Here is a 14,855-nt window from a genome sequence, read left to right on the forward strand (position 1 = left end):
TAGGTTACTTAGATATGGCTAAGGGGCTAGCGATTATACTTGTTATTATAGGGCATAGCAGTTTTGTGCCTCTTCGTGCAAAAATACTCCTCTATGTTTTTCATATCCCCTTATTTTTCTTCTTGTCAGGTTTTACTTTAAATGTCACTAAATACAAAACATTTAAGGAATATTTTCTTAGCAAGGTGAAAAGTTTGGTCGTTCCCTTTTTTTGCCTGAATATTTTTGTTTTTCTCTTTCAACTCTTTGTCATGTATCCTGAACAAGTGTTTAGTTTTAATCTTATTCATTTTACTAAACAGTTATTGTTGTCAGACCGCTTGCATGTTTATTTTCAGTTATGGTTTCTGAATGTCATGTTTTTAGCACATGTTTTTAGTTACTTTATTCTCAGAAAAAAATGGACCACTATCCAATGGCTTTTGATTAGTGTATCACTCTTATTTTTAGTCGTTTTGGGACAAAAAATCTATGCTTGGAATTTTTATCTTATCTGGAATATTGACCTGGTCCCTGTAGCCATTATCTTTACACTCTTAGGTGTCGGAGTGAGAAAATATTTAGCGCAGATGGAAAAGTTTTTTGCAATTTATTATTTGCCACTTGCCTTATTGCTAACTATATTTGTTGGTAGGTTGAACTATCATTGGAGTGGGAAACAGATTGTTGATCTTTACTATCAACAGATTGGAAACCATCTCTTGTTTTACATTGCTACAATTTCAGGTATATGGTCCACCCTCATATTCTTTAAGTCAATTCCTGAAATGACTCTCTTGAAATCAATCGGTCAAAGAACCTTGATTTACTATGGTGTCCATGCCCCGATTGTTTTAGTATTGGTAGAAAAATTAGTTTTACAATTATCTACTAGATACACCGGTATTTTTGTGAATGGCTACGTTACAACAAGTGTTGTGACAATATTGACTTTGGTAGGGTGTGAATTGATTGTCAGAGTATTTAGAGGGACAAACTTTCCCTTTGGAATTAAAAGGTTAGGAGTCAAAAATGAGTAGAAATAATCCGATTTTATATATCGTGATACCATGTTATAACGAGGAGCAAGTGTTACCTCATACCAATCCGATGTTTGTTGGGAAAATTGAGGAATTGGTAAAAAATCGAGAGGTTCATCCAAATAGTAAGGTCATGTATGTGAATGACGGCAGTAAGGATAAAACTTGGGAACTTATCCAAGAATATGCTTCATCGAATCCATATGTAGTAGGTATTTCTCAAAGTCGAAACCGTGGTCATCAAAGTAGTGTTCTTGCTGGGATGTACGAAGCTGCAGAATTTGCGGATATCGTGATTACCATTGATGCAGATGGTCAAGATGATATTGATTGTATGAATCAGATGATTGCTGAATATAAGTCAGGTTCAGAAATTGTTTACGGCGTTCGTGATAACCGAGAGACAGATTCGGCTTTTAAACGTATTACAGCAGAGGGATTCTATAAGGTGATGCATTTATTTGGAGCAGATGTCGTTTTTAATCATGCTGACTATCGTTTAGTCTCCAAACGTTTTATTCATGAACTTGCTAAATTTAAAGAAGTTAACTTATTTCTTCGAGGTATTATGCCTCTTGTAGGATTTAAGTATTCTTACGTGACTTATAAACGTCATGAACGAATTGCTGGAGAAAGTCACTATCCACTTTCTAAAATGCTTGGTCTAGCAATGGATGGTATTACTAGCCTATCTATTAAACCTATTCGCTTGATTACTAGCTTGGGAGTTATGACTTCACTTTTTAGTTTTTTGTTGATCATCTGGGTTTTGTGGAGCAAATTTGCTGGTAATGTAGTAGCTGGATGGGCCAGTACCTACGCCATTGTAAGCTTACTTGGCGGGGTTCAACTCATTAGTCTTGGTGTAATTGGGGAATATATCGGAAAAATCTATCTAGAAACGAAACAACGTCCAAGATATATTATTAGCAACCGCACCTATGATGAGAGTGATGAGTAACCCCACCTCAAAACTTGAAAACTTTTGAAATTCTGATATAATAGAACTACTCAAGGGAGTAGCTGGCGGTTAACCGCGATAGTGTCGTCATTACGAATTATTTCCGGCACTATATTAAACAGCGAGACTTGTTTTTTTAAAAAACAGGTCTCTTTTTTTGTAAAAAGAGGCCAAAAAGGAGGAGACTGTTTTGTCAAAAGAACAAAATAAAGACTTGTTTTACACACAAACCTCAGAAGAAGTCCTAAAGAACTTGGACTCATCTATCGAAGGTTTGTCAACTGCTCAAGCTCAAGAACGACTAGCGACTTATGGTCGTAATGAGTTAGAAGAGGGCGAGAAACGTAGCCTACTAGCTAAATTCCTTGATCAATTTAAGGATTTGATGATTATCATCTTGCTTGCGGCAGCGGCACTTTCTGTGATTACAGAAGGAATGGACGGTCTAACGGATGCCATTATCATCTTGGCTGTTGTAGTCTTGAATGCTGCCTTTGGGGTTTACCAAGAAGGGCAAGCAGAAGCAGCCATTGAAGCTCTGAAAAATATGTCTAGCCCAATGGCTCGTGTTCGTCGTGATGGTCATGTGATTGAGATTGACTCAAAAGAATTGGTGCCTGGGGACATCGTCTTGCTTGAAGCGGGAGATGTCGTGCCTGCAGATATGCGTTTGTTTGAAGCAGCTTCTCTTAAAATCGAAGAAGCAGCTCTTACAGGGGAGTCTGTCCCAGTTGAAAAAGATGTGACAGGACTTGTTGAAGCAGATGCTGGTATCGGGGATCGTGTTAACATGGGTTACCAAAACTCAAACGTAACATACGGTCGTGGTATCGGTGTCGTAACCAATACTGGTATGTATACAGAAGTTGGTAAGATTGCAGATATGTTGGCTAATGCCGACGAGACAGAGACACCATTGAAGCAAAGCTTGGAACAATTATCTAAGGCCTTGACTTACTTAATCATTGTGATTGCAGTAATTACCTTCTTGGTTGGTGTCTTTGTTCGTGGAGAACATCCATTAGAAGGCTTGATGGTGGCGGTTGCCCTTGCAGTAGCGGCTATTCCAGAAGGGCTTCCTGCCATTGTAACTATCGTTCTATCTTTGGGAACTACAACCCTTGCAAAACGTAATTCAATCGTCCGTAAATTGCCAGCGGTTGAAACGCTTGGTTCAACAGAAATCATTGCATCTGATAAAACAGGTACTTTGACCATGAACCAAATGACGGTTGAAAAAGTTTATACCAACGGTCAATTGCAAAGCTCAGCTGCTGAAATTGCGACTAGCAACAATACCCTTCGTATCATGAACTTTGCCAATGATACCAAGGTGGACCCGTCTGGCAAGCTGATTGGGGACCCAACGGAGACAGCTCTTGTACAGTTTGGTTTGGACCACAACTTTGATGTTCGTGAAGTCTTGAAGGATGAGCCACGTGTAGCTGAATTGCCATTTGACTCAGACCGTAAACTCATGTCTACCATTCATAAGGAAGCAGACGGTTCTTACTTTATCGCTGTCAAGGGTGCGCCTGACCAATTGCTCAAGCGCGTGACTCGTATCGAAGTCAATGGGGAAGTTCGCCCAATCACAGAAGAAGATAAAAATGCTATCCTTGCAACCAACAAAGAATTGGCCAAACAAGCTCTTCGTGTCTTGATGATGGCTTATAAGACAAGTCATGAAATTCCAACCTTGGAATCTGAAATTGTTGAATCTGACCTCATCTTCTCTGGTTTGGTCGGAATGATTGACCCTGAGCGCCCAGAGGCTGCAGAAGCTGTTCGTGTTGCTAAGGAAGCGGGTATCCGTCCGATTATGATCACTGGTGACCACCAAGATACAGCGGAAGCTATCGCTAAACGTCTCGGTATCATCGATCCAAATGATACAGAAGACCATGTCTTCACTGGTGCTGAGTTAAATGAACTCACTGATGAAGAATTCCAAAAAGTCTTCAAGCAATACTCTGTTTACGCGCGTGTATCGCCTGAGCACAAGGTTCGTATCGTGAAAGCATGGCAAAATGAAGGCAAGGTTGTCGCTATGACGGGTGATGGGGTCAACGATGCACCATCACTTAAGACAGCGGATATTGGTATAGGTATGGGGATTACAGGTACAGAAGTTTCTAAGGGAGCTTCGGATATGGTCCTTGCTGATGATAACTTTGCAACCATTATCGTAGCGGTAGAAGAAGGACGTAAGGTCTTCTCAAATATCCAAAAATCAATCCAATACCTCTTGTCTGCTAATATGGCTGAAGTTTTCACCATCTTCTTTGCAACCTTGTTAGGTTGGGATGTGCTTCAACCAGTGCATTTGCTATGGATTAACCTGGTAACAGATACGCTACCAGCCATCGCCCTTGGTGTGGAACCAGCTGAACCAGGCGTCATGACTCACAAACCTCGTGGGCGTAAGTCTAACTTCTTTGATGGTGGTGTCTTCGGAGCAATCATTTATCAAGGAATCTTCCAAACTATGCTCGTTCTAGGTGTTTATGCTTGGGCTCTTCTCTTCCCAGAGCACCAAAGTCATACTGAAATTCATGCGGATGCCCTTACCATGGCTTTTGCAACTCTCGGTTTGATCCAATTGCTCCATGCCTTTAACGTTAAGTCGGTTTACCAATCTATCTTTAAAGTGGGACTCTTTACCAACAAGACCTTTAACTGGTCTATCCCAGTTGCCTTCGTCCTCTTTGTGGTGACAATTTTGGTTCCTGGATTTAATAATCTCTTCCACGTTTCAAACTTGAGCTTGACTCAATGGATGGTGGTCGCTGTTGGAGCGCTCATGATTGTAGTCCTTGTTGAGATTGTTAAAGCAGTCCAACGAGCACTTGGAAAAGATAAAAACGCTATTTAAGCATTATGAAAAGTCATCTTCGGATGGCTTTTTGTTTGTATATAAAGGTAAACTGACAAAGATTTTATGCTATAATCAAGGAGAATGATATCGCATGGAGGAAAGAATCTTGGAAAAGAAAATAGTAAAAGATATCTTGTTTTTGTCGCAGGTATCCCAGCCTGCTAGTCAGGAAGATTTACCCCTAGCAAAGGATTTGCAGGATACTCTACAGGCCAATCGTGAGACCTGTGTTGGACTAGCGGCCAATATGATTGGGGTGCAAAAGCGAGTGATTATTTTTAATATTGGCATGATTCCCATGGTCATGTTTAATCCCGTTCTCAAGTCTTTTGAAGGGCCTTACGAGACCGAGGAAGGATGTTTGTCTCTGACGGGTGTGAGACCGACAACCAGGTATGAAAAAATTACCGTATCCTACAGAGATATTCATTGGAAAGAGCAGACTATTACTTTGACAGGTTTTCCGGCTCAGATCTGTCAGCATGAACTCGATCATTTGGAAGGTCGTATTATTTAGGCTCAAATCCTTGGTGCTCCTAGAAAAATATGCTACACTAAGACTATGAAAATTCTAATCCCAACTGCAAAAGAAATGAACACTGAAATCCCTAGTTTAGAGGCAGAACCTTTGTCTCCTGAGAGTCAGGCTGTTCTAGATGAATTAGCTAGATATTCTGCTCAAGAACTGGAAAATTTTTATAAAATTTCTGCTGAAAAAGCACAAGAAGAGTATGAACGCATCCAAGCTTTAAAAAATGGAACTGTAAACTCTTATCCTGCTTTGCAACTCTTTGATGGACTTATGTATCGCAACATCAAAAGGGACAATCTAAGCAAGGCTGAACAAGCCTATCTGGAGAAACACCTCATGATAACATCAGCTCTCTATGGTGTGATCCCGGCCTTTGCCCCCATTGCTCCCCACAGACTGGACTTTTTGATGAAGCTCAAAGTTGCTGGGAAAAGCCTAAAAAATCATTGGCAGGTGGCCTATGAAGAGTCGGTGAAGGAGGAAGATTGCATCTTTTCACTCTTGTCTTCAGAGTTTGAAAATGTCTTTCCAAAAGAAATCCGAGAGAAAATGTTGACCTTTAAGTTTATGGAAGACAGAGATGGAAAACTTAAAGTCCACTCAACCATTTCAAAGAAAGCTAGAGGTGGTTTCTTAACAGCCTTGATGGAAAATCAGGTGACTTCGGTAGAAGAAATCAAAAAGCTCAGCTTTGCAGGTTTCCACTATCGAGAAGACCTGTCTACTGGCAAGGAATTGGCTTTTGTGAAATAGATTGAAAATAGAGTCTGTCCTAGGTTGTATCAGGGCAGGCTTTTTTATGATTTGACGCTCCTATTTTTAGTTCAGAATGGTAGGAATTTTCTCACAATTTTGGTATAATAGGACTATTAGAAAATTTCGAGGAGACAAATATGTCAGTTAAGATTGCTTTACTTGGATTTGGTACAGTAGCCAGTGGTGTGCCATTCTTACTAAAGGAAAATGGAGAAAAAATTGTTCAAGCAGCACATTCAGAAATTGAAGTAGCCAAGGTTTTGGTCAAAGACGATGAAGAGAAAGCACGCTTGCTTGAGGCAGGAAATGATTTTAATTTTGTAACAAATATTGACGAAATCTTGTCAGACAAAGACATCACGATCGTTGTTGAGTTGATGGGACGTATCGAACCTGCTAAAACATTTATCACTCGTGCTTTAGAAGCAGGGAAGCACGTTGTGACAGCCAACAAGGACCTTTTGGCTGTTCATGGTGCAGAATTACTTGAGATTGCCAAAGCTCATAATGTTGCTCTTTACTATGAAGCAGCTGTTGCGGGAGGAATTCCAATCCTTCGTACCTTGGTTAACTCACTAGCATCAGACAAAATCACACGTGTTCTTGGTGTTGTCAATGGCACATCAAACTTCATGATGACCAAAATGGTAGAAGAAGGCTGGTCTTACGCTGACGCCCTTGCTGAAGCTCAACGACTTGGCTTTGCTGAAAGTGATCCTACAAATGACGTTGATGGGATTGATGCAGCATACAAGATGGTCATCCTCAGCCAGTTTGCATTTGGGATGAATGTCAAATTTGAAGATGTGGCTCATCAAGGAATCCGCAACATCACTCCAGAGGATGTGGCAGTTGCCCAAGATCTTGGGTATGTGGTTAAATTAGTAGGTTCTATCGAAGAAACACCATCTGGAATCGCTGCTGAGGTTACACCAACCTTCCTTCCTAAGGCTCACCCACTTGCAAGTGTCAATGGTGTCATGAATGCAGTCTTTGTGGAGTCTATTGGTATCGGTGAATCTATGTACTACGGACCAGGTGCCGGACAAAAACCAACTGCGACGAGTGTCGTAGCTGATATCGTTCGTATCGTTCGTCGTTTGAATGACGGTACAATTGGAAAAGCCTTCAACGAATATCATCGTGACCTTGTTTTGGCTCAGCCAGAAGATGTCAAAGCCAACTACTATTTCTCAATCTTGGCTCCAGACTCAAAAGGTCAAGTCTTGAAATTGGCTGAACTCTTTAACGCAGAAGATATTTCCTTCAAGCAAATCCTTCAAGATGGTAAGCAAGAAGGCAAGGCTCGTGTTGTCATTATCACTCATAAAATCAACAAGGCACAGCTTGAAAATATTACAGCAGCTTTGAAGGGTGTAGCTGAATTTGAACTTCTCAACACCTTCAAGGTTTTAGGAGACTAAGATGAAGATTATTGTACCTGCTACAAGTGCCAATGTGGGTCCTGGTTTTGACTCGGTTGGTGTAGCTGTAACTAAGTATCTAGAAATTCAGGTTTGTGAGGAACGTGAAGAATGGATGATTGAGCATCAACTAGGCAAATGGATTCCACGTGACGAACGTAATCTTTTGCTGAAGATTGCTTTACAAATTGCTCCAGACCTACAACCAAGACGTCTGAAAATGATTAGTGATATTCCACTTGCGCGTGGACTAGGTTCTTCTAGTTCAGTCATCGTTGCAGGAATTGAGCTGGCAAATCAATTAGGGAACCTAAAATTAACGGATCACGAGAAGTTGCAATTGGCAACTAAGATTGAAGGACATCCTGATAATGTTGCACCTGCTATCTATGGAAATCTCGTAATTGCTAGTTCGGTCGAAGGTCAGGTTTCAGCAGTTGTGGCGCCTTTTCCAGAGTGTGCCTTTCTAGCCTACATTCCAAATTATGAATTGCGTACTCGAGATAGTCGTGGTGTCTTGCCTAAGAAACTATCTTACAAGGAAGCCGTTGCGGCAAGTTCAATCGCCAATGTGGCTATTGCAGCCCTTCTGACCGGAGATATGGTCAAAGCAGGTCAAGCCATCGAGAGCGACCTCTTTCACGAGCGTTACCGTCAAGAACTGGTACGAGAATTTGCGACCATCAAGAAAGTTGCCAAGAGAAATGGTGCTTATGCGACCTACTTGTCTGGTGCTGGTCCGACTGTTATGGTCTTGGCTGATCCTGACAAGATGCCTAAGATTAAGGCAGAACTTGAAAAGCAACCTTTCAAAGGCAAGCTTCATGATTTGCAAGTAGATACACAAGGTGTTCGCGTCGAAGCAAAATAAACAGAACAATAGGATGGGGAAACTTTCTATTAGAAGGCTTCCTGTCCTTTTTTTGAAAATGAAACGTGGGAACTGATACTCAATGAAAATCAAAGAGCAAACTAGGAAGCGAGCTGCAGGTTGCTCAAAGCACTGCTTTGAGGTTGTAGATAAGACTGACGATGTCAGTTACATATATCTACGGCAAGGCGAAGCTGACGTGGTTTGAAGAGATTTACGAAGAGTATGAAATGTTTCCCGTGTTTATCGACCGATAGACGGTCAAGGAGGATTTGAAATGGCAGAAATATATCTAGCAGGTGGTTGTTTTTGGGGCTTGGAAGAGTACTTTTCACGTATTTCTGGAGTGTTGCAAACCAGTGTTGGTTATGCCAATGGTCAGGTAGAAACCACCAATTATCAACTGATCAAAGAAACAGATCACGCAGAGACTGTTCAAGTTATTTATGATGAAAAGGCAGTGTCGCTCCGTGATATTTTACTCTATTATTTCCGAGTTATCGATCCCCTTTCTGTCAACCAACAAGGGAATGACCGTGGTCGTCAATACCGCACAGGGATTTATTATCAATATGAAGAGGATTTACCGACAATCTATGCCCTTGTCCAAGAGCAGGAACGCATGCTTGGTCGCAAGATAGCAGTTGAAGTGGAGAAACTACGTCATTACATCTTAGCTGAAGATTATCATCAAGACTATCTCAAGAAAAATCCTGGTGGCTATTGCCATATCGATGTGAGAGATGCAGAGAAACCACTGATAGATGCTGCTAACTATGAAAAACCAAGTCAGGCAGTGCTAAAAGAAAAACTATCTGAGGAATCCTACCGAGTTACCCAAGAGGCTGCGACGGAAGCTCCTTTTAGCAATGCTTATGACCAAACTTTTGAGGAAGGAATTTATGTCGATATCACGACTGGTGAGCCCCTCTTCTTTGCCAAGGATAAGTTTGCCTCAGGATGTGGTTGGCCAAGTTTTAGCCGTCCTATTTCCAAGGAACTGATTCATTACTACCAAGACTTGAGTCACGGTATGGAGCGAATCGAAGTCCGTTCACGTTCAGGGAATGCTCATTTGGGGCACGTATTTACAGATGGCCCTCGTGAACTAGGTGGTTTACGCTATTGTATCAATTCTGCATCCTTACGATTCATTGCTAAGGATGAAATGGAAGAGGCTGGTTATGGCTACCTGCTTCCATATTTGAACAAGTAAAAAGATGGTGGGTTTTCCACCTTCTTCATGTTGGAATAGAAGGGACATATGAAACAATTACTTTCTTACTTTAAACCCTACCTCAAGGAGTCATTTCTAGCGCCCTTGTTTAAGCTACTAGAAGCCGTTTTTGAACTCTTGGTTCCCATGGTGATAGCTGGGATTGTCGACCAATCTATCCCCCAAGGAGACAAAGATCACCTGTGGATGCAAATGGGTCTCCTATTTGTGTTTGCGGTCATCGGTGTCCTAGTTGCCTTAGTTGCTCAGTTTTACTCAGCCAAGGCAGCTGTTGGCTTTACCAAGGAGTTGACCAATGACCTCTATCGTCATATTCTCTCGCTCCCCAAGGATAGCAGAGACCGTTTGACGACTTCGAGTTTGGTGACGCGTTTGACTTCAGATACCTATCAGATTCAGACAGGAATCAATCAATTCTTGCGCTTATTTTTAAGGGCGCCTATTATTGTTTTTGGTGCCATTTTTATGGCCTATCGTCTCTCGCCTGAATTGACCTTCTGGTTCTTGGTCATGGTTGCCATTTTGACCTTTGTCATTGTCGTGTTATCACGCTTGGTCAATCCTCTATACAGCAGTTTGAGAAAGAAAACAGACCAGCTGGTTCAGGAAACACGCCAACAGATACAAGGGATGCGTGTGATTCGTGCTTTTGGCCAAGAAAAACGAGAAATTGAACATTTTCAAGTACTAAACCAAGTCTATATGGCTATCCAAATGAAAACAGGCTACTGGTCTAGTCTCTTGACACCCTTGACCTATTTGATTGTCAACGGAACTTTGCTGGTGATTATCTGGAATGGTTATATTTCTATTCAGGGAGGCTGGCTCAGTCAGGGTGCCTTGATTGCTCTAATCAACTATCTATTACAGATCTTGGTAGAGTTGATTAAACTAGCCATGCTGATTAATTCACTCAACCAGTCTTATATATCAGCTAAGCGCATTGAGGAAGTCTTCGCTGAAAAACCTGAAGATATTCATTCTGAGATTCATGTAGGAAAAGTATCTGGACATCGAGTTTTACAAGTTAGTCACTTGACCTTTACTTATCCAGATGCAGCTCAACCTTCGCTAAGGGATATTTCTTTTGATATGCAGCAAGGAGAAATTCTTGGAATTATCGGAGGAACTGGTTCTGGTAAGTCAACCTTGGTACAGGTTTTACTTGGTTTGTACAAACCAGATAAAGGAACAGTGGCCCTCTATCAGGCTGGGAATAGTCCTCAAAATCTGGCTCAATGGCGGTCTTGGATTGCCTATGTCCCTCAAAAGGTTGAACTTTTTAAAGGGACTATTCGTTCTAATTTGACTCTGGGTATGGAAGAGCCTGTCTCGGACCAAGAACTCTGGCAGGCCTTGGAAATTGCTCAGGCCAAGGACTTTGTCAGCGATAAGGAAGGTCAGCTGGACGCAGAGGTTCAAGCAGGCGGTCGTAATTTTTCAGGTGGGCAAAAACAACGTTTGTCTATCGCCCGAGCAGTCTTGCATCAATCACCTTTTCTCATATTGGATGATGCGACGTCAGCTCTTGATACCATTACTGAATCCAATCTTCTAAAGGCCATTCAGGAGAACTTACCTGACACTAGTTTGATTTTGATTTCCCAACGGACTTCAACCTTGAAGATTGCAGAGCAGATTCTTCTTTTAGAGAAAGGTCAGCAATTAGCACTTGGAAATCATGAGGAATTGATGAAATCTAGTCAGGTCTATCGTGAAATCAATGCATCCCAACATGGAAAGGAGGACTAGAATGAAAGGTAAACATGCAAGTCAAACCCTCAAACGTTTGGCAAAAGATTTAGCTGGTCATCCAGTTCTCCTTTTTCTAGCTTTCTTGGGGACCATCGCCCAGGTTGCCTTATCAATTTATCTGCCAATCTTGATTGGACAAGTAATTGACCAAGTCTTAGTGACGGGCTCATCTCAGGTATTTTGGCAGATTTTTCTCCAGATGATCTTGGTGGTCATAGGAAATACACTAGTACAATGGGCCAATCCTCTCCTCTATAATCGACTGATTTTCTCCTATACCAGAGATTTACGTGAAAAAATCATTCAAAAGCTCCATCGTCTTCCGATTGCCCTTGTAGATAGACAAGGTAGTGGAGAAATGGTCAGCCGTGTAACGACAGATATCGAGCAGTTGGCAGCGGGACTGAACATGATTTTCAACCAATTTTTCATCGGAGTTCTGATGATTTTGGTCAGCATCCTTGCTATGCTCCAAATCCATCTATTGATGACTCTATTAGTTCTGCTCTTAACACCTCTGTCTATGGTCATTTCACGCTTTATTGCCAAGAGATCTTATCATCTTTTTCAAAAACAGACAGAGTCTAGGGGTATTCAAACCCAGCTGATAGAAGAATCCCTCACCCAACAGACCATTATCCAGTCCTTCAATGCCCAAGAAGAATTTATCCAAAAACTTCATGAGGCAAACGATACTTATGCAGGATATTCTCAGTCGGCCATCTTTTATTCATCAACAGTCAATCCTTCGACTCGTTTCGTCAATGCCCTCATTTATGCCCTACTAGCTGGCGTTGGTGCCTTCCGTATCATGGCGGGTTCTACTTTAACAGTTGGGCGTTTAGTGACCTTTTTGAATTATGTACAGCAGTATACCAAGCCCTTTAACGATATTTCATCAGTCTTAGCTGAGTTGCAAAGTGCTCTAGCTTGTGCTGAACGTGTTTATGCAGTTTTAGAAAGCCCTGAGATTACAGAAACTGGTCTTAAAGAATTGAACAGCGACCAAGTCAAGGGAGCTATTTCCTTTAAGCATGTTTCTTTTGGTTACACTCCTGAAAAAATCTTAATCAAGGACTTGTATATTGATATCCCAGCTGGTAGTAAGGTTGCTATCGTAGGACCAACGGGTGCTGGGAAATCCACCCTCATCAATCTCCTCATGCGTTTTTATCCGATTAACTCTGGAGATATTTTGCTAGATGGTCATTCGATTTATGACTATACCCGATCATCATTGAGACAGCAGTTTGGGATGGTTCTTCAAGAAACTTGGCTCAAGCAAGGAAGCATTCATGACAATATTGCCTTTGGCAATCCTGATGCTAGCCGAGAGCAGGTCATTGCGGCAGCCAAGGCGGCTAATGCGGACTTCTTTATCCAGCAGTTGCCACATGGTTATGATACTAAGCTTGAAAATGCTGGTGAATCCTTGTCTGTTGGTCAGGCTCAGCTTTTAACCATTGCCCGTGTCTTTCTAGCCATTCCTAAGATTCTTATCTTAGATGAGGCGACTTCATCCATCGATACCCGGACAGAGATCTTGGTTCAGGATGCCTTTGCCAAACTCATGAAGGGGCGGACAAGCTTTATCATCGCTCACCGTTTGTCAACCATTCAGGATGCTGATTTGATTCTTGTCTTGGTGGATGGAGATATTGTCGAGCACGGCAATCATCAGGAACTGATGGCTAGAAAAGGTAAATATTATCAAATGCAAGAAGCAGCTGCTTTTAGTCCAGAATAGACTTTTAATCGTTTATAAAGCAAATAAGCAAATACAGAATAAAAGTTGCCTTCGGGTGACTTTTTTGTTACAATAGCTAGAAAAATTATCTAGTATGAAAGCTAATACTCAATGAAAATCAAAGAGCAAACTAGGAAACTAGCCGCAGGTTGCTCAAAGCACTGCTTTGAGGTTTTAGATAGAACTGACGAAGTCAGTAACATATATACGGCAAGGCGACGTTGACGCGGTTTGAATTTGATTTTCGAAGAGTATAATTTAGAAAAGGAGCCTATTGATGAAAGTCTTTCAGCATGTAAATATCGTGACTTGTGACCAAGATTTTCATGTCTACCTGGATGGTATCTTAGCTCTTGAAAATTCTCAAATCGTCTATGTCGGTCAGGAAAATCAAGAAATTCTCAAGCAAGCAGATCAAATCATAGACTATCAGGGTGCTTGGATTATGCCTGGTTTGGTTAACTGCCATACCCACTCTGCCATGACAGGCTTGAGGGGGATTCGTGATGATAGCAATCTCCACGAATGGCTAGAAGACTATATCTGGCCAGCAGAAGCAGAATTTACACCAGAGATGACTACAAAAGCCGTCAAAGAGGCGCTAACAGAGATGCTCCAGTCAGGAACGACAACTTTCGATGATATGTACAATCCGAATGGAGTAGAGATAGAGAAGATTTATGAAGCAGTCAAGGCATCCAAGATGCGTTGCTATTTTTCTCCAACTCTCTTTTCTTCAGACATGGAGACCACAGATGAGACTATAGCAAAAACTCGTGCTGTCATCGGGACAATAAAAGGCTATCAGGATCCCAATTTCAAGGTTATGGTGGCTCCTCATTCGCCCTACAGTTGTAGTCGAGAATTGTTAGAGGCTAGTTTGAACCTAGCAAAAGAAGAAGATATTCCACTTCATATTCATGTGGCAGAAACAAAAGAAGAGTCAGGGATTATCCTGAAACGTTATGGCAAACGTCCAATAGCCTTTCTAGATGAACTTGGCTATTTAGATCATCAGGCTGTATTTGCCCACGGTGTGGAGTTAAATGAAGCAGAAATTACCCGCTTGGCAGATTCGCAAGTCGCTATCGCCCACAATCCTATCAGCAACCTCAAACTAGCTTCGGGAATTGCACCAATCATTCAATTACAAAAAGCAGGTGTTCCAGTTGGTATCGCGACGGACTCAGTTGCTTCTAACAATAACCTCGATATGTTTGAGGAAGGACGCACGGCGGCCCTTTTACAGAAAATGAAGAGCGGTGATGCCAGTCAATTTCCTATTGAAACTGCTCTCAAGGCACTGACGATTGAAGGAGCTAAGGTGTTGGGAATGGAAGATGAGATTGGTAGCCTAGAAGTCGGCAAGCAAGCAGATTTTCTCGTTATCCAACCGCAAGGAAAAATCCATCTCCAACCTCAAGAAAACATACTGTCTCACCTAGTATATGCTGTCAAATCCAGTGATGTTGATGACGTCTACATTGCAGGTGAGCAAGTCGTGAGAGCTGGGAAGGTACTAACAGTAGATTTGTAAGTGATACTCTTTCTAAATTTTTTAAAGCTAGGTCGGTGTTGTCTTGACTTCGTATGCTCTAACAAGTTTATTGAGTGAGTATTTATTGTCCGTAATGCTGAATGATATATAGAAAAAAGAAGACTCGCAAGGTCTTCT

11 protein-coding genes are annotated in these 14,855 nt (G+C 41.6%); all 11 read left to right on the plus strand.

Translation table 11 applies throughout. The features are described from left to right. The first annotated feature begins 14 nt into the window (after nt 1-14). The 11 genes from E7C97_RS00565 (at nt 15) to E7C97_RS00615 (ending at nt 14,717) form a co-directional block, all read left to right on the plus strand. Nucleotides 15-1,019 (plus strand): acyltransferase family protein, encoded by a 1,005-nt coding sequence (locus E7C97_RS00565; protein ID WP_316107654.1) that lies wholly within the window; start codon nt 15-17, stop codon nt 1,017-1,019. Beyond that, entirely contained in the window at nt 1,012-1,980 is a 969-nt protein-coding gene (locus E7C97_RS00570) for a glycosyltransferase family 2 protein (protein ID WP_316107593.1), read from the plus strand. The genes E7C97_RS00565 and E7C97_RS00570 overlap by 8 nt, the downstream gene beginning before the upstream one ends. A gap of 190 nt (nt 1,981-2,170) precedes the next feature. Further along, entirely contained in the window at nt 2,171-4,855 is a 2,685-nt protein-coding gene (locus tag E7C97_RS00575) for a cation-translocating P-type ATPase (RefSeq protein WP_316107594.1), read from the plus strand. Between the two features lie 109 nt (nt 4,856-4,964). After that, the gene (locus E7C97_RS00580) at nt 4,965-5,375 is read left to right on the plus strand and encodes a peptide deformylase (protein WP_316107657.1); all 411 of its coding nucleotides are present in this window, start codon (nt 4,965-4,967) and stop codon (nt 5,373-5,375) included. 45 nt (nt 5,376-5,420) lie between these two features. Then, entirely contained in the window at nt 5,421-6,143 is a 723-nt protein-coding gene (gene yaaA, locus E7C97_RS00585; RefSeq protein WP_316107595.1) for a peroxide stress protein YaaA, read from the plus strand. Between the two features lie 140 nt (nt 6,144-6,283). Next, entirely contained in the window at nt 6,284-7,570 is a 1,287-nt protein-coding gene (locus E7C97_RS00590; protein ID WP_316107596.1) for a homoserine dehydrogenase, read from the plus strand. A gap of 1 nt (nt 7,571) precedes the next feature. Further along, nucleotides 7,572-8,441: a homoserine kinase gene (thrB, locus tag E7C97_RS00595; RefSeq protein WP_316107597.1), complete on the plus strand. Its 870-nt coding sequence runs from the start codon at nt 7,572-7,574 to the stop codon at nt 8,439-8,441. Nucleotides 8,442-8,718: 277 nt separating this feature from the next. Next, nucleotides 8,719-9,657 carry a peptide-methionine (R)-S-oxide reductase MsrB gene (gene msrB, locus E7C97_RS00600; protein ID WP_316107599.1) on the plus strand — a complete coding sequence of 313 codons (939 nt, stop codon included), beginning with the start codon at nt 8,719-8,721 and terminating at the stop codon, nt 9,655-9,657. Between the two features lie 48 nt (nt 9,658-9,705). Continuing rightward, on the plus strand, nt 9,706-11,430 hold the full coding sequence (locus E7C97_RS00605) for an ABC transporter ATP-binding protein (RefSeq protein ID WP_316107602.1): 1,725 nt from the start codon (nt 9,706-9,708) through the stop codon (nt 11,428-11,430). 1 nt (nt 11,431) lies between these two features. Then, nucleotides 11,432-13,180 (plus strand): ABC transporter ATP-binding protein, encoded by a 1,749-nt coding sequence (locus E7C97_RS00610; protein ID WP_316107604.1) that lies wholly within the window; start codon nt 11,432-11,434, stop codon nt 13,178-13,180. 277 nt (nt 13,181-13,457) lie between these two features. Continuing rightward, entirely contained in the window at nt 13,458-14,717 is a 1,260-nt protein-coding gene (locus E7C97_RS00615) for a TRZ/ATZ family protein (protein ID WP_316107606.1), read from the plus strand. Nucleotides 14,718-14,855 lie beyond the last annotated feature (138 nt).

It is taken from the genome of Streptococcus sp., from assembly GCF_032481935.1.
Taxonomy (GTDB): Bacteria; Bacillota; Bacilli; order Lactobacillales; family Streptococcaceae; genus Streptococcus.

Bases quoted from the DNA above. Each gene is read 5' to 3' on its own strand.
- E7C97_RS00565 (WP_316107654.1), top strand. From the start codon at position 15: ATGGCTAAGGGGCTAGCGATTATACTTGTTATTATAGGGCATAGCAGT.
- E7C97_RS00570 (WP_316107593.1), top strand. From the start codon at position 1,012: ATGAGTAGAAATAATCCGATTTTATATATCGTGATACCATGTTATAAC.
- yaaA (WP_316107595.1), top strand. From the start codon at position 5,421: ATGAAAATTCTAATCCCAACTGCAAAAGAAATGAACACTGAAATCCCT.
- E7C97_RS00590 (WP_316107596.1), top strand. From the start codon at position 6,284: ATGTCAGTTAAGATTGCTTTACTTGGATTTGGTACAGTAGCCAGTGGT.
- thrB (WP_316107597.1), top strand. From the start codon at position 7,572: ATGAAGATTATTGTACCTGCTACAAGTGCCAATGTGGGTCCTGGTTTT.
- msrB (WP_316107599.1), top strand. From the start codon at position 8,719: ATGGCAGAAATATATCTAGCAGGTGGTTGTTTTTGGGGCTTGGAAGAG.
- E7C97_RS00605 (WP_316107602.1), top strand. From the start codon at position 9,706: ATGAAACAATTACTTTCTTACTTTAAACCCTACCTCAAGGAGTCATTT.
- E7C97_RS00610 (WP_316107604.1), top strand. From the start codon at position 11,432: ATGAAAGGTAAACATGCAAGTCAAACCCTCAAACGTTTGGCAAAAGAT.
- E7C97_RS00615 (WP_316107606.1), top strand. From the start codon at position 13,458: ATGAAAGTCTTTCAGCATGTAAATATCGTGACTTGTGACCAAGATTTT.